The organism is Nocardia cyriacigeorgica (assembly GCF_010858045.1).
Classification (GTDB): domain Bacteria; phylum Actinomycetota; class Actinomycetes; order Mycobacteriales; family Mycobacteriaceae; genus Nocardia; species Nocardia cyriacigeorgica_E.
This window is the reverse complement of sequence record NZ_JAAGVC010000008.1, coordinates 1-19,632: the sequence shown is the minus strand read 5'-3', so window position 1 is coordinate 19,632 and position 19,632 is coordinate 1. Positions and strand designations below refer to the sequence as shown.

At 66.4% G+C, this 19,632-nt stretch carries 21 protein-coding genes and 1 tRNA gene; 13 read left to right on the top strand and 9 right to left on the bottom strand.

The features are described 5' to 3' along the window. Positions 1-10: 10 nt before the first annotated feature. From GV790_RS10305 to GV790_RS10290, 4 genes are all read left to right on the top strand, one after another. The gene (locus GV790_RS10305) at positions 11-1,006 is read left to right on the top strand and encodes an alpha/beta hydrolase (RefSeq protein ID WP_163813012.1); all 996 of its coding nucleotides are present in this window, start codon (positions 11-13) and stop codon (positions 1,004-1,006) included. Positions 1,007-1,283: 277 nt separating this feature from the next. Continuing rightward, positions 1,284-2,168 (top strand): SDR family NAD(P)-dependent oxidoreductase, encoded by an 885-nt coding sequence (locus tag GV790_RS10300; RefSeq protein WP_163813010.1) that lies wholly within the window; start codon positions 1,284-1,286, stop codon positions 2,166-2,168. A gap of 446 nt (positions 2,169-2,614) precedes the next feature. Further along, a complete protein-coding gene (locus GV790_RS10295) occupies positions 2,615-2,842 on the top strand; it encodes a hypothetical protein (RefSeq protein ID WP_163813008.1) in 228 nt (75 codons plus the stop codon). A gap of 1,201 nt (positions 2,843-4,043) precedes the next feature. Next, complete coding sequence (locus tag GV790_RS10290; RefSeq protein ID WP_178127773.1) at positions 4,044-4,796, top strand: MBL fold metallo-hydrolase; 753 nt, start codon at positions 4,044-4,046, stop codon at positions 4,794-4,796. 258 nt (positions 4,797-5,054) lie between these two features. Here the strand turns inward: GV790_RS10290 and GV790_RS10285 are convergent, their stop codons facing one another. Continuing rightward, positions 5,055-5,771 (bottom strand): MmyB family transcriptional regulator, encoded by a 717-nt coding sequence (locus GV790_RS10285; RefSeq protein ID WP_163813004.1) that lies wholly within the window; start codon positions 5,769-5,771, stop codon positions 5,055-5,057. Between GV790_RS10285 and GV790_RS10280 the strand changes: the two genes are divergently transcribed. Next, positions 5,770-6,144, top strand: a complete 375-nt coding sequence (locus GV790_RS10280) for a hypothetical protein (RefSeq protein ID WP_163813003.1) — start codon at positions 5,770-5,772, stop codon at positions 6,142-6,144. The genes GV790_RS10285 and GV790_RS10280 overlap by 2 nt on opposite strands. 86 nt (positions 6,145-6,230) lie before the next feature. On the opposite strand, the gene GV790_RS10275 is transcribed toward GV790_RS10280, so the two are convergent. Next, a tRNA-Leu gene (locus GV790_RS10275) sits at positions 6,231-6,315 on the bottom strand. A 285-nt stretch (positions 6,316-6,600) separates the two neighbouring features. On the opposite strand from GV790_RS10275, the gene GV790_RS10270 reads away from it, so the two are divergent. Next, a complete protein-coding gene (locus tag GV790_RS10270; RefSeq protein WP_163813000.1) occupies positions 6,601-7,257 on the top strand; it encodes an SDR family oxidoreductase in 657 nt (218 codons plus the stop codon). 60 nt (positions 7,258-7,317) lie between these two features. Here the strand turns inward: GV790_RS10270 and GV790_RS10265 are convergent, their stop codons facing one another. Beyond that, entirely contained in the window at positions 7,318-7,671 is a 354-nt protein-coding gene (locus tag GV790_RS10265; RefSeq protein ID WP_163813265.1) for a RidA family protein, read from the bottom strand. Between the two features lie 165 nt (positions 7,672-7,836). On the opposite strand from GV790_RS10265, the gene GV790_RS10260 reads away from it, so the two are divergent. Further along, positions 7,837-8,811, top strand: a complete 975-nt coding sequence (locus tag GV790_RS10260; protein WP_163812998.1) for a helix-turn-helix transcriptional regulator — start codon at positions 7,837-7,839, stop codon at positions 8,809-8,811. A gap of 7 nt (positions 8,812-8,818) precedes the next feature. Here the strand turns inward: GV790_RS10260 and GV790_RS10255 are convergent, their stop codons facing one another. Further along, the gene (locus GV790_RS10255) at positions 8,819-9,262 is read right to left on the bottom strand and encodes an SgcJ/EcaC family oxidoreductase (protein ID WP_163812996.1); all 444 of its coding nucleotides are present in this window, start codon (positions 9,260-9,262) and stop codon (positions 8,819-8,821) included. A gap of 100 nt (positions 9,263-9,362) precedes the next feature. Here GV790_RS10255 and GV790_RS10250 point away from each other — a divergent pair, with 100 nt between their 5' ends. Together GV790_RS10250 and GV790_RS10245 are read left to right on the top strand one after the other, a co-directional pair. Next, on the top strand, positions 9,363-9,860 hold the full coding sequence (locus tag GV790_RS10250; protein ID WP_163812994.1) for a MarR family transcriptional regulator: 498 nt from the start codon (positions 9,363-9,365) through the stop codon (positions 9,858-9,860). A gap of 82 nt (positions 9,861-9,942) precedes the next feature. Next, positions 9,943-11,544 carry a serine hydrolase gene (locus GV790_RS10245; RefSeq protein ID WP_163812992.1) on the top strand — a complete coding sequence of 534 codons (1,602 nt, stop codon included), beginning with the start codon at positions 9,943-9,945 and terminating at the stop codon, positions 11,542-11,544. Between the two features lie 414 nt (positions 11,545-11,958). On the opposite strand, the gene GV790_RS10240 is transcribed toward GV790_RS10245, so the two are convergent. Further along, a complete protein-coding gene (locus tag GV790_RS10240) occupies positions 11,959-12,783 on the bottom strand; it encodes a hypothetical protein (protein ID WP_163812990.1) in 825 nt (274 codons plus the stop codon). Between the two features lie 568 nt (positions 12,784-13,351). Between GV790_RS10240 and GV790_RS10235 the strand changes: the two genes are divergently transcribed. Beyond that, a complete protein-coding gene (locus tag GV790_RS10235) occupies positions 13,352-14,524 on the top strand; it encodes an alkane 1-monooxygenase (RefSeq protein ID WP_163812988.1) in 1,173 nt (390 codons plus the stop codon). Between the two features lie 19 nt (positions 14,525-14,543). Here GV790_RS10235 and GV790_RS10230 read toward each other — a convergent pair whose 3' ends face one another. From GV790_RS10230 to GV790_RS10220, 3 genes are read right to left on the bottom strand one after another with little or no spacing between them, the layout of a single operon-like run. Beyond that, the gene (locus GV790_RS10230) at positions 14,544-14,753 is read right to left on the bottom strand and encodes a hypothetical protein (protein ID WP_163812986.1); all 210 of its coding nucleotides are present in this window, start codon (positions 14,751-14,753) and stop codon (positions 14,544-14,546) included. A 4-nt stretch (positions 14,754-14,757) separates the two neighbouring features. Further along, positions 14,758-15,177: a hypothetical protein gene (locus GV790_RS10225; RefSeq protein WP_163812984.1), complete on the bottom strand. Its 420-nt coding sequence runs from the start codon at positions 15,175-15,177 to the stop codon at positions 14,758-14,760. A 38-nt stretch (positions 15,178-15,215) separates the two neighbouring features. Further along, positions 15,216-15,650, bottom strand: a complete 435-nt coding sequence (locus tag GV790_RS10220; protein ID WP_280211720.1) for an Hsp20/alpha crystallin family protein — start codon at positions 15,648-15,650, stop codon at positions 15,216-15,218. 134 nt (positions 15,651-15,784) lie between these two features. Between GV790_RS10220 and GV790_RS10215 the strand changes: the two genes are divergently transcribed. Then, on the top strand, positions 15,785-16,102 hold the full coding sequence (locus GV790_RS10215) for a MerR family transcriptional regulator (RefSeq protein WP_163812980.1): 318 nt from the start codon (positions 15,785-15,787) through the stop codon (positions 16,100-16,102). Between the two features lie 8 nt (positions 16,103-16,110). Here GV790_RS10215 and GV790_RS10210 read toward each other — a convergent pair whose 3' ends face one another. Beyond that, entirely contained in the window at positions 16,111-16,683 is a 573-nt protein-coding gene (locus GV790_RS10210; protein WP_163812978.1) for a DJ-1/PfpI/YhbO family deglycase/protease, read from the bottom strand. Between the two features lie 224 nt (positions 16,684-16,907). Between GV790_RS10210 and GV790_RS10205 the strand changes: the two genes are divergently transcribed. Next, positions 16,908-17,765 carry an RNA polymerase sigma factor SigF gene (locus GV790_RS10205; RefSeq protein WP_228805988.1) on the top strand — a complete coding sequence of 286 codons (858 nt, stop codon included), beginning with the start codon at positions 16,908-16,910 and terminating at the stop codon, positions 17,763-17,765. 173 nt (positions 17,766-17,938) lie between these two features. Beyond that, on the top strand, positions 17,939-19,632 hold a 1,694-nt coding region (locus tag GV790_RS10200), incomplete at its 3' end, for an AMP-binding protein (RefSeq protein ID WP_163812977.1).

Below are 19,632 nucleotides of genomic sequence, written 5' to 3'. Positions count from 1 at the left end.
ACTGAACCCTATGACTCTGACAACACCTTTCACCAGCAGCATCCCGGTCCGGCCGTCATACGACCCCGAGCTGGTTCCCGTATTGCAAGCGATGCGTTCCGTCCTGCCCCGGCTCAGCTCCGACACCCTGGAGGAAGTTCGCAAACTGTCGGTGAAGGACGGTTTCCCCGGCCGGCCCTCACCCGATCTGACCGCCGGCGGCAAGGTCCGTGTCGATGAGCGTACGATCCCCGGCCCGGCCCAGGAGATGAACCTGATCGTGCTCACGCCGACGGTCGGAACGGGCCCGTGGCCCCTGCTGTACTGCGTTCACGGCGGCGGCATGGTCGCCGGCGACCGGTACTTCGCGCTCGACGAGGTGTTGCCTTATGTCGAGGAGGGCAAGGCTGTCGTGGCGTCCATCGAATACCGGCTCGCTCCGGAGCATCCGCATCCGGCGCCGGTCGAGGACTGCTACGCCGGACTGTGCTGGGTGGCGCAGAATGCGGACCTGCTGGGGATCGACCCCGATCACATCATTGCCATGGGTTTCAGCGCCGGTGGCGGTCTAGTCGCGGCCATCGCGCTGATGGCACGCGACAAGGGCTTCCCGGCGCTGTCCCACCAGATCCTGGGCTGCCCCATGCTCGACGACCGCCTGCGCACCCAGAGTGCCCAGATGCTCGACGGCGAAGGCGTGTTCGACCGCAACGAGAATCTGTTCGGCTGGACCGCCCTGCTCGGCGACCGCCGCGGCACCGACGAGGTGAGCCCGTACGCGGCGCCTGCCCGCGCACAGGACCTGTCGGGGCTGCCGCGCACATACATCGACGTCGGATCGGTCGAGGGCTTCCGCGACGAGGCGATCGATTTCGCCCAGCGACTGAGCCAGGCCGGTGTCAGCGTCGATCTGCACATGTGGGGTGGCGGGTTCCACGGGTTCGACATCGGCGTGCGCCAACCGGCCATCTGTCAGACGTCTATTGCGGTCCGGGACGCATTCATCCGCCGGGCGCTGGAACGATAGGAAGCCGGACCACGGAAGGCATTCGTCGACCGAGAGCGATGCACGCCCAGTCCGAGGACTTGCCACACAGGCGAATGCCGTTGCGCGCGGCACGGCGGCGCCGCAACGGCTCCGGCCCGGTTTCTGGGCCGAACAAGCCCGCATGGACTGGGCGGCCGATCTCAACCAGGTGTTGGTCAGATTGCTGCTGGACGCAGGCCTTCGCAATCAACGAATAGGACAACTCGCGCCATGACCGAAGGCGCGACTTTCACACACAACGATGAAGGAGAACACAATGGTCTGGCCACACGGAGAATCGGCATTTGTCACCGGCGGGGCGTCGGGGATGGGACTCGGCATCGTACGCGCGCTGGTTGCCGCCGGCGCCAAGGTCGCGGTCGTCGACCGCGACGGCGATCGGCTCGCCGACGTCGTCCGGGAGATCAATGACAGGAGCGGCGCGGGTTCGGCCGTCGCGATCCAGATGGACGTGGGTGACCCGGAGCGCTGGGAGTCGGCGGCCGATGAGGCCGAGGCAGCGATCGGGCCGATCTCGATATTGGTCAGCAACGCCGGGGTCAGTGGCGGCACCGCGCTGGAGAATCTGACGCTGGAGGTCTGGCGCTGGATCCTCAATGTCAACCTGGAGTCGCAGTTCTTCGGCATCAAGACCTTCGTGCCGCGCTTCCGCAAGCGGGGCGGGCGGGCCCATGTCATGATGACGAACTCGATGGCCGGACTCGCTCCGATGCGCGACAACGGCGCCTATGCCGCCTCGAAGTGGGGTGGCTTCGGTATGGCGCTTGTGCTGCGCGAGGAGCTGAGGGACAGCGACATCGACGTCTCGATCCTTTTCCCGGGGTCGGTCGCGACCCGGCTCTCCGCCACCGCCGAGGAGGTGCAGGCCAAACTGCTCGGTCGCGAGTTCGACGAGAAGATGGTCGCTGCCAACCAGGCGCGTCTCGCGCAGTTCGGCGCCGATCCGGACAAGGTGGGCGAGCAGGTCCTGGAGGCCATGCAGAACCGGCAATTCGGCATCATCACGGCCCGTGAGTGGGAGCCGCTCGTCACCCGGGTGCACGATGAGGTCCACCAGATGTTCGCGGACTTCGACGGTCGCCACGGTGTGGACCAGATCCCGCTGATGATTCTCGAGGGCCAGCAGGTCATCGACGTCTGAGGTTGGTGACGCGCGCGGGCAACGCAGCGGCCGCGCCGATCGGCCCCGGCCAGGGTCGCTTTGACTGTCGTAACCGGGGTGGGAGGTGTGGTCGCGCTGCTACTCGCTGAAGCGATGGCAGCGTGACCCCGAGCAGGGCCGGTCAGGCGAGCGCTGCTCGTCTCGCGGGCTCAACGCTCCTTGCCCTCCGCATGCGCGGCTGAACACCCCACACATTGGGCGTCGTGACCCAGGACGGCAATGTCTGCTAGTCGCCTGTCGGCGAGTCGAAGGTTCCTGCAGCTCAGCGCAGAACGATGAGCCATGCGCACGCGCGGGGCTCCGGGCTGCGATGGGGAGCGAGGGCCGGGCGAGGCGTGAAGGGCGGGGGAGACAATGGTCGAGGCCGCGAAGGAGCTTGCTGATCTCGTCGATCACCGTGGCTTGACGGTCGCGGTCGCTGAGACGTGGACGGCGTGGGGTGCGAGGCCGCCGCCCGGTTGGCCGAGTTGGGGTGTTTCGAGATCGAGCTGGGGTTGATCGACTTCGAGTTGAAGCTGATCGGGAAGCGTTGCGGGTTCGGGTTCGCTGATGTGGATCGCGCGCCTCTTGCGGCCGGGCTGCCGATGCGCACGATGATGGGATCGACGCGGAGTGTGGAGGACCCGGGAAACGCAGTGGCAGAACCGGCGTGACGGGTCCTTGCGGGCAGCGGGCGCGCGGTGCAGGCCCGCCGCCTCGAGGTGGCAGTGCCGCTGTGGACCCGCACTGCCAGCGTTCGACCCCACCCGCCATCGGGGGCGGTTGTGGCTGGCGGAGCAACGGGCGTGGCAGTGGCGTGGAGCATTGGCGGGGTATTGCCAGCTACCCCTTCGGGGCGCAGGATGAGGAACGCATCGGTCGGGGGATGCGGACACGTAAACCACTCCACCAGGCGGTTCGTCTTATGCGTCTTCCGTCCATGCTCGTGATCGCGATCATCGGCCTTGCGTTGGCCAGTCCGATCGCTGGGGCCCTGCCGTTCGCCGCCGGATCTGCCGGGTCCGCCGCCCCGGCGGCGCCCTCCGGACCGACCGTGAAGTACGGCGACTACTGCGGGTCGACCTCACCGTAGGTCACTAGAGGTCACACCGCCGACGGTGCGACCGCCTATTGCGTGCAGGTCTCCCATACCGACGCATGCGTATGGTCGCCGACTCCGGACCCGCTGCCTGTCGATCCGCACAACGCGGTGCGGCCCGGCAGCGACTGTCTCGACGCGGGTGCCGGTGGGTCGATCCGTACGGCCGTCCGTCCGATCGTGTGCTCGCCGACCGTCAACGGTCGCAATGCGGGCAACCTCGTGTGGATGCTCGAACATTGACGCCCGCACGCGGGCCCAGCATCAGACGGTTCCCATACATGCCGCCCCCGGCAGACCCCCTCGGCGAAGGATCGGACGTACACGCTGTCGGCACCGAGCGGGCACCAGGCGACGCCCCTTAGCGCAGTGACGGTTGTATTCGGCTGCGCTCAGACCGCGAGGGCGGCGTCGAATTCGTGGAGCGCAGGTGCGTTGGGGCCGAGGGCGTTAGTGCACAGCGGTTTTGGATCACTGCGGCGGGTCGTGATTGAGCCATCAGCTCTTGGGAATAGCCAGGGCCTCAACGGCCAGCGTTCCTGCCAGCTCCAGTTCGGAAATGGCAAACGTCAGGAGCGCTGCCAGGCACCGATGGTGGCAATTCCCCCGATGCTCTGGGCGTTCGGACTGTGGCCGATCGCGATCACAGGTACGGTTGTGCCCGTCGTGGTGAGAGGGGAGCGGCGGTGCGAGTGCAGCATCTGGATGGTGGTGGGACGCGGCCCTTCCGGGGAAGGGTCGTCGACGGTAGGCCAGGAATTTTCCGGTCGGCCCGGATGGTGGCGCACTGCCTACTGGTCGAACACGATGATGGATTGCTGCTGGTAGACACTGGTTATGGGGAGCGGGCCTCCGACGAGCCTGAGTTGTGGGTGGGCCGGAAGGTGGTCAAGCAGACGAACCCGGTGTTGGATCAGCCGATCGCCCGGCAGGTCGAGGCGCTCGGATATTCGCGCCGGGACGTTCGTGACATTGTCCTCACGCATCTCGATCTCGACCACGCCGGTGGTTTGGCTGACTTCCCTTGGGCGACAGTCCATGTGCATTGCGATGAGCTGGCCGCGATCTCAGGTGATCTCGGTCGCCGGGAACGGTTTCGTTACCGGTCGGTGCAGGTTGCGCATGAACCGCGGTGGGCCGTCTACGACGACGGGGATATCACTGAGGCGAGCTGGTTCGGGTTCCCGGCAGTCGGTCGGCTTCGGGGCGTACCGGCCGGATTAGTGTTGGTGCCGTTGGCGGGCCATACCCGCGGTCACGTCGGGGTGGCTGTCGAGTCGGGTACGGGCTGGCTGCTTCACGCCGGCGACGCGTACACCTATCACGGGCAGATGGCGACGAAGCCTCATCTTCCGATCGGGGCGGCGTTGTTCCAGCTGTCGGTGGACACGGATCGTGGGTTGCGGCGGGAAAACCAGCGCCGGTTGCGGGCGTTGGTTCGTGATCACGCGGATTCGGTGACGGTTTTCTCCGCGCATTGTGCTGTGGAGTTCGATCGCCTGGCGGGTCGCCGCGCTACCGCCTCGTAGGTGTCGATCGCCGCACTGCCCAGGTTCGAGATGGGCGAAAAATAATGCTGCGGCGACTGATCGAAGTTCGTACAGGCGCCATGATTAATCGGCGCCTGGTCCATTCTGCTGCGGTGTTGCTGTCTGCCGGAGTGTTTACCGGTCGATGTGACGGGGTGGGTTGTCCTTGGGTGGGGCAGCTTCTGGACCGCAACCGATCACGTGGTCGTCGCTGGTGCGGCCCCGGGCGTGTCGTGTTCGCGTGTCGCGGGGCGTTGGTCACGGGAGTTCAGGGCCTGTGTATGGCCTGGGTAGGGCCATGAGGAGTTGCACGTCGGGTGCCTGGCCGGGTTCGGCAATTGCGACTCGGTAGGAGATGGGTTCGCCGGTGGGTGAGAGGCAGTGCATGAGGTCGGTTGAGTCTCGGCCGTAGCCGATGTCGGTGTGGGATTGCCATGCGTGGCTGAAAACGCTGTTGTGTTGGAACTCGCGGATGAGATCGTGGGCCTGCTGGGAGTCGCGGTAGCGGGCGAGTACTGATTTTGTCGACGCGATCGAGTGGGCGACCTCCCGATTCCAGTCGATCAATACCCTGCGAGCGTCCGGTCCGGACAGCCAGCTGGTAATGGAGCCGAATTCGTCGATCCCGGGAAGCATGCGCAGGAACGCGTCATTGCTGGCCAGGGTATTCCAGAAGGGGTCAACGAGGACCGCGGGCGTACCGCGTTGTTCGAGTTCGTTGAGTTGAGCGACAAGCCCTGCATTCGATGCGACGTGGGATCGGAGCACGTCGAGGGGCTCGAGGGGTCGAGGTGGTGCGTGTAGGTCACGCAGGTAGCGCGCATTCAGCGGGCCGAGGCGATAGCCCGAGATGATGGCCTCGACCATCTCGATTCTAGGGACCACGGCGTCGGATTCGATGGCGGACAGATAGGAGGCGCTGACCCCGTGCCTGATGTAGGCACGCGACCGCGACAAGCCGAGTTCTTCACGCATGAGCCGGCACTGGCTGGTGGAGGTGTTCCATCCCGATGGCCTCGAACATTCATTGGCGATGATGGAAGCGGCTCAACCCGACCAGTCGACAGCCCTGACTGCGGGGCGCGAGTCGTTGGCGGTGTTGGATCGGAAGCTGCAGAGGTACCGCTCCGCGCTCGACGCTGGCACTCTCGTGGTCAGTCAGTGGATCGGCGAAGTGCAGGCGGAACGAAATCTTGTCGAAGCGCGGATTCGTGAGTTGGACCCGAAGCACGAGGGCGGTCACTCGATGACACGCGATGAGATCTCTCGCCTCGATGAAGCGATGGGCGGGATGGCAAAAAATTCTGCGGAGGGCCGAACCAGACGAAAAACTCGAGATCTACCGTGAGCTCGGCCTGAAGCTGACCTACGACCACACCACACGGACGGTGGTTGCTGAAACGAATCCACAACCACCCGTGTGCGTAGTGTCTGTGTCCGGAGGGGGACTTGAACCCCCACGCCCGATAAAGGGCACTAGCACCTCAAGCTAGCGCGTCTGCCATTCCGCCACCCGGACCGGTGTGCCCAGCAAGATTATCGGATGCTCAGGGTAAGCGCCAAATCGCGCCCTGACCTGGTGGTTTGTTGGGGAGAGGGGCTTGGGGTGCGTACCGGGCGTCTGTCGGCGCCGGGGTGGCTGCGAGTGGGATTGCTCGGCTGCGGAGTCATCGATGCCGGCGATCCGGGCGGTAGGTGGTGGGCCCTGCCGCCAGCTTGCCTTGGGGGAGCGCTCACGCGTGTGAAAGTAACCGGCGCGGGGAGCGTCCTCGCAGGAGTGGCTCCGGCGACTTAGCCTGGCGGGATGACCACTCCCGTCCATCTGACGATCGGCGCAGGGCCCGGTCTCGGTGTCGCGGTCGCGCGCCGATTCGCCCGCGCGGGCTACCATGCGGCGCTCACCGCCCGCACCACCGAGGATGCCGCCGGACTGGCGGACATGCTCACCGCCGACGGCCTCTCTGCCGAGGGCGCCGCCATCGACTTGCTCGATGCGGACGACATCAGCCGCGTGGTGGCCGAGATCGGGTCCCGCCACGGCCGCATCGATCTGCTGCATTTCAATCCCAGCGCGTGGCGGGAGAAGGATCCGCTGCACCTGACCGTGGCCGAACTGCTCGAGGACGTCACTTTCGGTGTCGCGGCACTGCTGCCCGCGGTACAGGCGGCATACCGCTTCATGTCGCGCGGGGCGCGCATCCTGGTGACGGGCAGCGCGGCCGCCGACAAGCCGTGGCACGGCGCGGCTTCGCTCGGTGTGCAGAAGGCCGGCGTACGCAATCTCGTCACCAGTCTCGACACCGCCCTGGCTGGTGAAGGGATCAGGGCCGTCGCCGTCCAGATCAACGGCCTGCTGGCCGAGACGGGTCCGTTCTCCCCGCCGCCCATCGCGGAAGCCATGTGGGCAGCGGTGCAGCGGCCCGATGACGACTGGACGCCCCACGTGTCGTACGACGGGTGATCGTCACCTTCCGGCTACCCGCCGCCTCCGGCATCGCAACCAGAGGCGACGGGGCGAGCATCAGTCGACGGCGGTCGCCTCGAGTTCGACCAGCTGGCCGGGGATCGCGAGGCGGGTGACGCCGAGCATCGTGGTGGCCGGGGCTACCTGGGCGGCGCCCAATCGCGCGGCCAGCACGCCGTAATGCTGGAAGAGCAGGTCGACGTCGGTCGTATAAACGTTGAGCCGGACCAGGTTCGCCAGCGACATTCCTGCCTTGCCGAGCACGGCTTCGACATTGTCGAGACTCAGGGCCAACTGCGCCGCCATGTCGCCGTCGTGCTGGGGAGTGCCGTCCTCGCCCATCGCGGTCTGGCCGGAGCAGTACAGCGTCCGGGTGTGCCCGGAAACGAGTTCGCCCTGGTTGAACCCCATCTCCAGCGACCACGTCACCGGGTTCACTGCCGTTCGTTGCGCTACCACTTCAGCTCCATTCGCATTGTCGAGGTACCTACCGCCGCCTGTTCTAGGCGCCGTGTTGACGAGCCTTCCAACGATTCACGACATCCTGTGTCAGGTATTTCTGGGAAGATTTCCGGTGTGCGCGCTGATCGGCTGGTATCGCTGGTGCTGCTGCTGCGCCGGCGTGGCCGGCTGACGGCGGCGGAGCTGGCCGACGAGCTCGAGGTATCGACGCGCACGGTCCTGCGCGACATCGAAGCGCTGTCGACGGCGGGCGTCCCGGTGTACGCCGAACGCGGCAGACACGGCGGTTTCGCGCTGTTACCGGGATTCCGGACCGAGCTCACCGGACTCAACCATGACGAGGCACTCGCCCTGCTGGTGGCCGGATCCCGGCGTGGCGCACAGGTATTCGGTCTCGGCTCGGCGTTGGCTTCGGCAATGCTCAAGGTGGTCGATGCGCTGCCGGACAGCTACCGGGCCACCGCCGACGAGGTGGCCGGGCGGCTGCTCGTCGATCCCGAGACCGATCTGCTCTCACGTCGGCTGGTCGAGGACGAGGTGCCCGAGGCCGTGGCCGCCGAGGTTCGCCGTGCTGTGTTCACCGGACACAAACTGCGCATCCACTACGCCGCCGTGGACCAGGCCCCGACGTGGCGAACGGTGGACCCGATCGGCCTGGTCACTGTGCGCGATCACGTCTATCTGCTGGCCACCCGAGCGGGTGCGGATCGCACCTATCGGCTGTCGCGAGTGCTGGCCGCCGAGCAACTGCCCGAACCCGCGCAGCGGGCGGGCCGGGTCGATCTGGATCGTGTCTGGCAGGAGCGCAGCACACGTTTTCGTGCCGGTGGCGACCAGGTCACCGTGCGGGCGCTGGTGGATCCGGCACGGCGCGAGGACCTGGTCGCTACCGCCCTGGCCGTGCATGCCGAGGACTCCGACACGGACGGTCGACTACGCCTCGAGGTGAGTTTCCAAGATGCCCGGCACGCGGAATGGGCCCTGTGGCAGCTCGCCACGGACGCGGAAGCTCTTGCGCCGCAATGGCTGCGCACCCGTCTTCACGATCGCGCAGCCGCGCTGGTCGCCTGTTATGGACAACCGTCCTGAGAAATGATCACTGCTGTGCCCGGGGGACGGTGTCGGGGGAGACGAGGAACGAGATCTTCTCCATGACCGGTTTGCGCTGGGTGTTCTGGAAGGCGGCCACGCGCCACTGTCCGTCGGTGTCACGGACCATCGTGTAGGTCTGGACCTTGCTCAGCTTGCGCGGCCGCCCGCCTTTGTAGGTATCGCCCCGGCTGGTGACCACGGCTGTATCGGTTCCGCAGAATCGGATGTCGAGAACCTCGTCGGCGAGTTTCGTGCCCGCGAGAAACTTCGCGAACAGCGCGCGATGGCTGCTCACGATATCGCGTCGGCCGCGGTAGACGGTGCCGACGAAGCTGATGTAGCTCGCGTCCTCAGTGAACAGTGCGCCGTAGGCCTCGGCGTCGTGGGCGGCCCAGGCGGCGACCAGACCGTCGATGACCGCTCTCACCGCGGCGATGTCCTGCTGCATGGTGAATCACTCCCTCGGTGGTTAGAATGGCGCAGATACTGCATGCAAGAAGTATCTGCTCAGATGCAGATAAATTGAATGTACGAGGCGAGGCGACCTGATGGCAAGTACGGCGGATGGTGACCGCGAACATGTGATCTTCCGGCAGTACCTGGACGCGGTGGGCCTGCAAGGCCTCGCCAGCGCGGAGGCCGCAGGTCTGCACACCTCGGAGTGGTACGCGCTGAGCCTGATCGCGTTCCACGGCGCCCTGTCCTCGGGGGAGCTCGCCACCCGGGCCGGGCTCACCACAGGCGCCACCACCCGCCTGATCGACCGGCTGGAGAAGTCCGGTTTCGCCCGCCGAACGGCGGACCCGAATGACCGCAGGCGTGTGCTCGTCGAGCCGGTGCCCGAAGCCCTCGATCGCATCCAGCAGGTCGTCGGCCCTGCCCGCCGGCACCTGGCCGAAGTCCTCGACCACTACACCCCCGAGCAGCGCGCCCTGTTGTTCGACTATTTCGCTCGGGCCGCACCTGCTTTCCGAGCGGCCACCGAAGAGATCCGGGCACACAGCGCCGGTAGCCGCCGGGGTCGGTCGAGGACGTCACCGGCGTAGCGGCCCGCATCGATGATCTTCCGCCGGGTACCCGGGTGCATTACTGTCGGACGGGGGCGTGCCACACCCAGGAGGCGACGTAATGAAGCGTCGGCGGTCGAGGTTCGGGGCTCTCGCGGCTGTTGTCGCCGCGGGACTAGTGGTGAGCGGTTGCGGGAGTGAGGAACCGGCGGAGTCGGCGAGTACGACGCCGTCGGCGACCGATTCGGTCTTGCCCAACCAGGTCGCGGGTGTCGCGATCCCGGATGGCCGAGTCGGCGAGGCGGTCGATCGGGTCGGTGGGCTGGCCGAGGAGCTGATGGCATCCTCCGGAATCCCCGGGATGGCGGTGGCCATCGTGCACGACGGCAGGGTGGTCTACAGCGAGGGTTTCGGCGTCGGCAATGTCGACAGCAAGAGCGAGGTCGGGCCCGACACGGTGTTCCAGCTGGCGTCGGTGTCGAAATCGGTTGGTGCGACGGTGGTGGCGCAACAAGTGTCGGCGGGCAAGGTCGAGTGGGATTCGCCGCTCGAGGAGCTGATGCCGTCCTTCGCTCTCGGCGACCCCTACGTGACCGACCATGTCACCGTCGGCGACCTGTATGCCCATCGGTCCGGACTACCCGATCACGCCGGTGACCTGCTCGAGGATCTCGGCTATGACCGCGAACAGGTCGTCGAGCGATTGCGTCTGCTGCCGCTCGGACCCTTCCGCGATTCGTACGAGTACACCAACTTCGGGGTCACCGCCGCCGCCATGGCCGTGGCGCGCGCCGGTGGCACCGACTGGGAAACACTGTCGGCCCGCGAGTTGTACGAGCCGCTCGGCATGACCGCCACGAGTTCGCGCTACAGCGAATTCGCCGAACGCGCGAACCGGGCCGACGGTCACACCTTCGTCGACGGCGAATACCGGGTCACCAATCCGGGACGACAGCCCGACGCGCAATCGCCGGCCGGGGGAGTGAGCTCCTCGGTGACGGACATGGCGAAATGGATGACGATGGTGCTCGCGAACGGCTCGGTGAACGGGCGCGCCTTGATCGAACCGCAGGACTTGCTGCCCGCGATCTCACCGCAGTCGGTCGCGCACCCACCGCAATCGGCCGACGCACGCGCCAGCTTCTACGGCTTCGGTTTCAATGTTTCCGAATCCGCGGCCGGACGGGTGATGCTCAGCCATTCCGGCGGATTCGAACTCGGAGCGGCGACCGCGTTCACCTTGATTCCCTCGGCCGACGTCGGCATCGTGACGCTGACCAACGCGGCACCGATCGGCGTACCCGAGACGCTCAACGCCGAGTTCGCCGACCTGGTGCAATTCGGTGAGATCCGGCAGGACTGGCGAGCCCTCTACCGGGAAGCGTTCGCGCCGATGAGCGCGCCCACCGGCGAACTGGCCGGAGCCACCGCGCCCGCCGACCCGGCTCCGGCCCGCCCGCTGACCGACTACGCGGGCGTCTACGACAACCCGTACTACGGCCCGGCGACCATCACCGAAACCGCGGGCGCGTTGACCCTGACGCTCGGCCCGAAGAATACGGCCTTCCCGCTGACTCACTGGGATGGCGACACTTTCGTCTTCACACCCTCCGGGGAGAACGCCGCCCCCGGCTCGGTCTCCAAGGCGACCTTCGACGGTGATGAGCTCACGCTCGAGTATTACGACCAGGAGGGACTCGGATCGTTCGACCGGGGGAGCTGAGGCGTGTAGTTGTCGTCCACGGCGACATGGGGGAGGGGCGGTGGACACTCAAACTATGTCGGCCAGGGAAGTGTGGTCCGGCGTAGCTCGGCTACCGGTTTGAGCGAGTGGGGGCTGAAGTTCGGTATGAGAAGGGGTCCGATAATCTCGCTGTGTTAATCTTGCCGATACGTAGATATGCGCATCTATGAATGTGCCTCACCCTAATAGCCAACGTCGCCCATACACGACCCTCCGTAAAAACAGCAAAGAGGCGTGAGGGCCTGGTGCGGTTCATCAGAATCGGTCGGCCCAAGTCCTCGAGGGGCCGAGCTACAGCCGGCGGGACAGTATGCCGCGAGGGGAGGAGAGCGTCGAGTACGGACTACCGCCTAGTCGGCGGCCCGCCGCCGGACGGTCCGAGCCTTCGCCGCATCAGAGTTCGTGTCCGCTGCCGGTTCGCCCAACTCTGCTCGTCTCCGGTTCGGCAGCCGGTTCGGGTGTGGTGAAGCGACCCGAAACGAATTCCTGGGCGGTGATCTTCGCGCGGACCACCGGCTCCCGGTAGCGGGTTTCACGGGCTGTGGCTTTGGCGAGTTTCGATGAGCCCGGGCGGTAGCGCCACCGCGCCCAGGGCGCGGTCGGCCTGCTGAGCCGGAGGGCGCCGACGATCAGCAGTGGTGGGAAGAACAGGCCGAGGAAGCCGGTCCAGTATTTGCCTTTGAGCAGGGTGATGGCGGCGAGGCCGTATTGGATGGTGAGACCGGCGATCGAGGCGATGAGGGTGGCGACTTCGCCGTCGTCGGTGTATTCGTCGAAGTCGTCGGCGAGGCCGAGGGGGTGGATGCCGAGCAGGAACAGCACCGAGATGGCGAAGGCGACCATGACGGCGTCGATGCTGCTGCGGCCTTCCTCGCTCCAGTAGACGTCGCGTACATGCAGCACGAGGGCGAATTCGTCGAGTACCAGCGCGGATCCGATGCCGAAGAAGGTGGCGAGCACGCAGTTGAGGACCGGTGTTTCGTGCGCGGCGAGCGCGACCAGCAGTAGGCCGGAGACCAGCATGGTGACGAGTCCGAAGATCACGTGGTGGATGTGCAGGCCGCCCGGGGTGACGTTGCCGGGCCACCAGGAGACTTCGGCGCGGATCATCCGGGTGCTCATCCGGATGAACAGGAACGTCAGCAGGAAGGCAACCATCATGAACAGCAGCGGCAGGCGGCCGTTGTCGACGATGGTGTCGGTGAACCAGCGGGTCATGGGAGGGCTCCGGGAGCTCGCCCGGGTGTGCTGATTCGGCCGCGGTGCATCGGTGCGGTCCCTTCCCGAGGGTGCCCGGCCGGTCGGGCGCGATCGGTCTCGGCCCCTTGGTTTCGTCGTTCACTGCAAACTGTAGTTTGCTCGACGATCCGGTGGCTCGATTCGGTGGTATGGGTGTGGTTTCTGCACGAGCGGATAATTGCGGCGCCCACGGCTGAGCTCGCCGGGCGTGCCGATCGGATCGCGCATTTCAAAGCACCGGTCGATGTGGGTACGGATCTTTTCGAAATATAGCGGTATCGACTGGATCACGATGTGGCTCAGCGGGTTTGCGGGAAAAGTAGGGCGCCCGGCGATACGCCGTTCCGCAAATTGAACGGCGTCTGTCCTTTTTATTGGGCCCTATCCGAACGGTCGCTTGGTTGATCCAAGGGGCATGATCATCTGTATTGATCTACTCGAGTCGCGGGTGCGAGAATCGGGATGCCAATGATTTGCGCCGGCTGTAACGGGCCGGGTGAGCATCCGGATTTATTCGTTGTGGGGGGCCACAAGGCAACACTCGGAGTTGGTCTCAGTGCAAGCGGGCGAATCGCGGGGTCCTCAGGATCGGAAGCGTTATCTGTGGGTATTGGGGCTGATTGCCCCGGGGTGTGCGCTGCTGCCCTCACAGTTGGTGCTGCGCACGGGATCCGAAGTGTTCTGGTGGATCGGTCCGATCATCGTCTTGATCGTGATTCCGGTCCTCGATCTGATCGTCGGCGAGGACGGCAGCAACCCCCGCGACGAGGACTACGAGGCGCTGTCGAACAACCACTATTACCGGTGGTGCACCTACATGTTCCTGCCGATCCAATTGCTCGGACTGGTGATCGCGTCCTCGATGTGGGCGGGCGATGCGCTGAGTTTCGTCGACAAGCTCGGCTTGGCGGTCACGCTGGGATTCGTCAGCGGGATCGGGATCAATGCGGCACACGAGCTGGGGCATCGAGCCGAGCATCTGGAGCGCTGGCTGGCCAAGATCGCCTTGGCCCAATCCGGTTACGGGCATTTCTTCGTCGAACACAACCGCGGTCATCACGTGCGGGTGGCGACGCCCGAGGATCCGGCGAGCGCGCGGCTGGGGGAGTCGCTGTACGAGTTCCTGCCGCGCACCGTCTCGGGTGGGTTCCGCTCGGCCATCGCGCTCGAACGTGAGCGGTTGCAGCGGCACGGCCAGGGCTGGTGGTCACCGCACAACCACATCGTGCAGGCGTGGGCGATGACGGTGGTGTTGTTCGGTTCGCTGATCGCGGCATTCGGGCTCGAGGTGTTGCCGTGGCTGCTGTTGCAGGCGGTGATCGGCGCGGCCCTGCTGGAGACGGTCAACTATGTCGAGCACTACGGTCTGCTGCGCAGGCGCCGCCCCAACGGCCGGTTCGAGCGCTGCTCGCCGCGTGACAGCTGGAACAGCGACCGGTTGGTGACCAATATCTTCCTGTTCCATTTGCAGCGCCACAGCGACCATCACGCGAACCCGGGGCGGCGGTATCAGACGCTGCGTAGTTCCGCCGAATCCCCGCAGCTGCCCGCGGGGTACGCCACCATGATCTTGCTGGCCGCTGTCCCTCCACTGTGGCGGCGGGTGATGGATCCGCGGGTGCTCGCGCATTACGGCGGTGATGTCACCAAGGTCAATATCGCTCCGCGTAAGCGCGAACGGATTCTGGCGGAGCACGGGGTCGCGGCCGGGAATCGCTGATGGCCCGGTGTCCCCGCGGTCAGTAGGCGAGGGGGTACTCGTCGTCGGGCAGCGGGGTGATCCAGGCTTGATCGATGCGGTCGGCGGTATCGGCGTTGTCGAAGGCTTCGCGGATGCGAGTGGTGAGTGGGGGTACCGCGGTGTCGAGTCCGGCGTCGACGTCGGTGGCGTAGGCGAGGGTGTGCTGGTCGCTGCGGTCGGCGTCGCTGCCGGTGGGGAACGGGGTCATCGCGTTACCTCCCTGCGTCCGATCGGGTGACGGGCCAGGGGCGGCCCGGAGGGTTCCGGGTCGCCCCGCGAAGAGTGACTGTGTTCGAGATGGGTTGCTGTGAGTCCGTGTCGAACAGGGGCATCACCTCACTCGTGTCGATCTCGGCCGGTTGCGGGGACACCGCGCGGTGCGGCGGGCCGCGCTGAGTCGGCTGCACGCCGGGCGGGATGCGCCGGCGTAGCGTCGCGACGAGCGCGGGGTGCGTCGGTGCGCGCGGTGGTCGCTCGGGCCGGACCCGTTGGCCGGGGTGCTGTGGTGCGGGCCAACGGGCCAGCGCTTCGGCCACAATGGCGTCCATTTCGGCGAAGAGCTGCTCGATGTCGGGGTCGAGCAGGAGCAGTTCGGTGTCGAGCAGGTCCTCGCGCGAGTCCGTTCCGATCATTGCCCTGTCTCCTCGAAGGAGTGCCGGGCCGTGCCGGATCAGGCGTCGATGGCCTGACGCCGTTCGGCCCGCTCGACCGCGATCTTGCGGGGTTTGGCCTTCTCCGCGACCGGGATGGACAGGCGCAGTACGCCGTCGGTGTAGTCGGCGCGGATGTGGTCGGTGTCGAGGCCGTCGCCGAGGAACAGCTGTCGGCTGAAGACGCCGCGGGAGCGTTCTGCGGCGATCATCTCGCGGTCGCCTTGCAGTTCTGGACGCGTGGCGCGGACTGTCACGACATTGCGTTCGACATCGAGATCCAGCGATTCGGGGTCGATGCCGGGTAGGTCGAACTCGACCAGGAATTCGTCGCCCGCACGCCAGGCGTCCATCGGCATGACGGCCGGGCGGGCCACTGTGCCGAACACCTGCTGCGTCAGTCGGTCCAGATCACGGAACGGATCGGTGCGCATCAGCATGGTCGCCACCTCCAGATCACTCCATTCTCTGTATCGATGAGCAGATAACCTATGTCATCTGACATAGATTCGTTATAGCTCGGCGGTGAGATGAACGCAAGGGCTTAGGATAGAAAATCTGAAAGGAATGGCAGGAGTGAGGAGAACGGATGACGCAGGAGAGTTTCGAGCCTCGTCTCCCCGACTCGACGCAGGCGGTCTATGCGATCTCGGTGGCCGCCGACCTGGCCGGCATCGGCGTGCAGACTCTGCGCCTGTACGAGCGGCACGGTCTGATCACCCCGGCCCGTAGCGACGGCGGAACCCGCCGCTACAGCGGCGACGATCTGGCGCGGCTGCATCGGATCGCGGCGCTGGCCGCCGATGGGGTGAACCTCGCCGGGATCGGCCGCATTCTCGAACTCGAAGACGCCAATGCCGCCCTGCACGCCGATCTGGCGCGGCTGCGTCGTCGCGGCAACGGCTGAGCGGGCGGTCAGGCCGCTCGCTCGGCCAGGGTGAGGCCGATGCGTTCGATGAAGTCGCCGATGTCCTTGGGGGAGCGTGAGGTGATCAGCGGGTAGCCGTGGGTGTCGTCGAAGACGACCGATCGGTCCACCCAGTCGGCGGCGCCCGCGTTGTGGATATCGGTTTTCAGGGAGGGGAACGAGGTGAGGGTCTTGTCGCCGACGATGCCGGCTTCCACGAGCAGCCACGGTCCGTGGCAGATCGCGGCGATCGGTGTGCCCGCGGCCGCGATCCGGCGAGTGATGTCGACGGCGGCGGCGTTGAGGCGCAGCGAATCGGCGTTGATGGTGCCGCCGGGGATCAGCAGTAGGTCGTAGTCGGCCGGGTTCACCGCGTCGAGGGTGACGGTGGGTTGGACGGTGGTGCCGGGATTCTTGTCGTGCACCAGGGTCTGGATGGCGTCGCCGGATTCGGCGGCGATGTCGACCGTGGCGCCGGCGTCGCGGAGATGCTGCACGGGAACCATGAGTTCGTCCTGTTCGACGCCGTAATTGGTGACGATCGCCAGAATGCGGCGCTGGGTGAGATCGGTGCCTGCCATGCGCGGTTCCTTCCTGTCGATGCCCGGTGCGCGTGTTCGGCGCTCTGGTCGCGGATCATGCGACTCGCTTCCGGCATACCCGGGTGTGCGGCGCCGACACGTCCGTGCAGTTCGTCGCGGGGGCGAACGGCGGCGTGGGCGATCACTTTTCGATTACGGGAAATTGGGTACCCCTCAGTCAGGTCGAGCCGAACGTCAGCCGATTGGGGAACCGAGGAGGCCCAATGAACCAGTCGAAGCACGCTCAGACCACCACAACCGCTCCTGCGGCCCGATCAGTCGGTGCCGGTGCGGGGAAATACGGAGATTCTTCGGACAGTTACGAGAACATCGAGCCGTGGTTCGACAAACTCGAGTCATTGGACCCTGACGATCCGCATCGCGCGCATGTTCGCGACGAAATCATCGAGCTGTGCCTTCCGCTGGCCGAGCACATCGCGCGTCGTTTCGGTGGACGCGGTGAGTCCTTCGACGATTTGCAGCAGGTGGCCAGGGTGGGCTTGATCCAGGCCGTGGATCGTTTCGATCTCAGCCGCGGCAGTACGTTTCTCGCTTATGCGGTGCCAACCATGATGGGTGAGGTGCGCCGCCACTTCCGCGACCGCACCTGGGCGGTGCGGGTGCCGCGCACGATGAAAGACATTCAGTTGCGGATAGGTCCGGCCACCGAAGCGCTGTCGCAGCGGCTGGGACGGGTGCCGACCGCCCGTGAGGTCGCCGCCGAGCTCGGGGTGGAGCTGGCTCAGCTGACGCAGGCGATGGTCGCCGCGAATGGGCATACGAGCAATTCGCTGGAGTCGATCGCTCGTGACGACGATGACGCGGGCAGTGCGGTGCAGCGCAGGCTCGGTAGTGAGGAACCCTGCTACGGCCTGCTCGAGGATGCGATGGCGGTGCGGCCGCTGATCGCCGCGCTGCCGCGGCGGGAACGTCAGGTGCTGGTGTGGCGGTTCTATGGGTCGATGACCCAGAACCAGATCGCCGAACGGCTCGGTGTGTCCCAGATGCAGGTGTCGCGGATCTTGTCGCGCACGCTGGCGAGCCTGCGGGAGCAGGCACTGGCCGAACCGGCTGCCGCTTAGCTCGTGCCCGGCTCGGTCGAATGACCGGTCCCCCTGCCGCGTTTGAGACATCAGCACCCTTGTGACTGGTATCACACCCGATTGCGGCTGCGTAAGCGCTCCCCGGCTGGCATCTTGCTTAGGCACGCTAACGTTCAGGACGTGCTCGGCCGGCCAGGGGAGGCACCAACACCATGTCGATCGAGACGCCGGCTGCTCGGCGCAGGCAGCGCATCGCTCAGCTGTACAGCGATGATCACCAGGCCCGCGCGGCGGCGCCGGATGAGACAGTGCTCGATGCCGTGCGGACGCCCGGCACCGGTGTCGCCCAGATCGTGGCCAGTGTGCTCACCGGCTACGCCGAACGTCCCGCGCTCGGGCAGCGCGCGTTCGACATCGTGCGCGATCCGGTCACCGGGCAGCCCGAACGCCGCTGGCTCGACCGTTTCGAGACCCTCAGCTATGCCGAAGTGGCCGATCGAGTCGAGGCGATAGCCGCCGCGTGGCAGGGCACGGCCGGAGTCGAGGCAGGCACGATGATCGCGGTTCTCGGCGTGACCGGCGTCGAGTTGACCATCGTCGATCTGACCTGCGTGCGGCTCGGGGCGGTGGTGGTGCCGCTGCAGGCAGGGGCGCCGAGTCCGGCGCTGGCCCAGATCGTCGCGGAGACCGAACCGCGGGTGCTGGCATCCACGCCCGAACTGCTCGACCGTGCGGTCGACTGCGCGCTGGCCGGCCCGGGGCTGCGGCGGCTGGTGGTGATCGATCACGTCGCCGAGCTCGATGCGCACCGGTCCGCGCTGGCCACGGCTCGGGAGCGACTGGCCGGCACGTCGATCACGCTCGAAACCTTGGCCGAGGTGATCGAGGCGGGCCGCGATATGCCCAGGGTCGCACCGTATTTCGCGGACCGGGATACCGACCCGCTGGCAATGCTGATCTACACCTCTGGCAGCACCGGCACGCCCAAGGGCGCGATGTACACCGATCGGCTGGCCGCGGGGATCTGGTTGCAGGGGCTGGCCCGTAAGGCGGGCTCGAACCCGCCGGCCATCAGTGTGAACTACATGCCGTTGAGTCATCTCGCCGGACGGCTGGCCCTGGCCGGGGTGCTGGTGCGCGGTGGCACCGCGTATTTCACCGCCGCGGCGGACATGTCGACGTTGTTCGACGACATCACGCTGGTGCGGCCCACCGAGATGGTGCTGGTGCCGCGGGTCAGCGAGATGATCTACCAGCGGTATCAGAGCGAGTTGGCGGGTGGCCGGTCCGAGGAGCAGGTGCGGGCGCAGCTGCGGCGCGAAGTGCTCGGCGGCAGGCTGATTTCGGCGTCGACCGGTAGCGCGCCGCTGGCGCCGGAGCTGAAGACGTTCCTGGAGTCGCTGCTCGAGATCGAGGTGCACGACGCCTATGGGTCCACCGAGGCCGGTGGTGGTCTGGTGGTCGACAACCGGGTGCGCAGGCCGCTGGTGATCGACTACAAGCTCGTCGACGTCCCCGAACTCGGCTACCGCACCACCGATACCCCCCATCCGCGTGGTGAGCTGCTGCTCAAGACCACGACCATGATCCCCGGCTATTACCGGCGCCCCGATATCACCGCGCAGGTCTTCGACGCCGACGGTTTCTACCGCACCGGCGACATCGTCGCCGAGATCGGCCCGGATCGGCTGCGGTATCTGGATCGGCGCAATAATGTGCTGAAGCTGTCCCAAGGGGAGTTCGTCGCTGTCGCGCAGTTGGAGGCGGTGTTCGCGGGCAGCCCGCTGATCCGGCAGATCTTCGTCTACGGCAGCAGCGTGCGCGCCTATCTGCTCGCGGTGGTGGTGCCGACCGAGGCCGCGATCGACGCGGCAGCGAACACCGGTGAGCTCACGGCGTCGATCGC

Excerpts from the sequence above, each read along its gene's own strand:
- GV790_RS10305 (WP_163813012.1), top strand. The coding sequence starts at position 11 with ATGACTCTGACAACACCTTTCACCAGCAGCATCCCGGTCCGGCCGTCA.
- GV790_RS10300 (WP_163813010.1), top strand. The coding sequence starts at position 1,284 with ATGGTCTGGCCACACGGAGAATCGGCATTTGTCACCGGCGGGGCGTCG.
- GV790_RS10290 (WP_178127773.1), top strand. The coding sequence starts at position 4,044 with ATGGTGGCGCACTGCCTACTGGTCGAACACGATGATGGATTGCTGCTG.
- GV790_RS10280 (WP_163813003.1), top strand. The coding sequence starts at position 5,770 with ATGAGCCGGCACTGGCTGGTGGAGGTGTTCCATCCCGATGGCCTCGAA.
- GV790_RS10285 (WP_163813004.1), bottom strand. The coding sequence starts at position 5,771 with ATGCGTGAAGAACTCGGCTTGTCGCGGTCGCGTGCCTACATCAGGCAC.
- GV790_RS10270 (WP_163813000.1), top strand. The coding sequence starts at position 6,601 with ATGACCACTCCCGTCCATCTGACGATCGGCGCAGGGCCCGGTCTCGGT.
- GV790_RS10265 (WP_163813265.1), bottom strand. The coding sequence starts at position 7,671 with ATGGGGTTCAACCAGGGCGAACTCGTTTCCGGGCACACCCGGACGCTG.
- GV790_RS10255 (WP_163812996.1), bottom strand. The coding sequence starts at position 9,262 with ATGCAGCAGGACATCGCCGCGGTGAGAGCGGTCATCGACGGTCTGGTC.
- GV790_RS10250 (WP_163812994.1), top strand. The coding sequence starts at position 9,363 with ATGGCAAGTACGGCGGATGGTGACCGCGAACATGTGATCTTCCGGCAG.
- GV790_RS10245 (WP_163812992.1), top strand. The coding sequence starts at position 9,943 with ATGAAGCGTCGGCGGTCGAGGTTCGGGGCTCTCGCGGCTGTTGTCGCC.
- GV790_RS10240 (WP_163812990.1), bottom strand. The coding sequence starts at position 12,783 with ATGACCCGCTGGTTCACCGACACCATCGTCGACAACGGCCGCCTGCCG.
- GV790_RS10230 (WP_163812986.1), bottom strand. The coding sequence starts at position 14,753 with ATGACCCCGTTCCCCACCGGCAGCGACGCCGACCGCAGCGACCAGCAC.
- GV790_RS10225 (WP_163812984.1), bottom strand. The coding sequence starts at position 15,177 with ATGATCGGAACGGACTCGCGCGAGGACCTGCTCGACACCGAACTGCTC.
- GV790_RS10215 (WP_163812980.1), top strand. The coding sequence starts at position 15,785 with ATGACGCAGGAGAGTTTCGAGCCTCGTCTCCCCGACTCGACGCAGGCG.
- GV790_RS10210 (WP_163812978.1), bottom strand. The coding sequence starts at position 16,683 with ATGGCAGGCACCGATCTCACCCAGCGCCGCATTCTGGCGATCGTCACC.
- GV790_RS10205 (WP_228805988.1), top strand. The coding sequence starts at position 16,908 with ATGAACCAGTCGAAGCACGCTCAGACCACCACAACCGCTCCTGCGGCC.